1 protein-coding gene is annotated in these 365 nt (G+C 51.5%); it reads left to right on the top strand.

From position 1 onward, the window contains the following. On the top strand, positions 1 to 365 hold a 365-nt coding region (locus AC1RPW_RS08160), incomplete at both ends, for a hypothetical protein (RefSeq protein WP_481769466.1).

Here is a 365-nt window from a genome sequence, read left to right as displayed (position 1 = left end):
GTTCGATACGACGGCCGCTAATATTGAGGAAGCCGAAGAATACGAGCAGTATAAAAAGAATAACGCCCGATACAACGAGGCGTATGCAGAGCTGAGTGAGGTCACGCAGAACCTGATCGAAGAGAACGGCAGAGAGCTTGCGGCCGAGATGGCAAAGAACGCGTACACGGCGTATACAGAAGCCAGACTCGCACTCAAGCGTGTCGAACTTGAAATAGAAAGCGTTCGCGAAGAGGCAGAATCCGAATTGCCGGAAAAGGCGGATAAGCCTGAAGAGGAAGAAGCTGATCTGGAAACCTTGGTTCGGGTCTATGAGCATCAGCTCGAACATGCAGAGAAGTTCGCAGAGGGCAAGTGCGAGTCTT

The sequence above is a fragment of the Dellaglioa sp. CoH-55-MRSF-8 genome, assembly GCF_056782195.1.
This window is presented reverse-complemented; position numbering and strand designations above follow the sequence as displayed.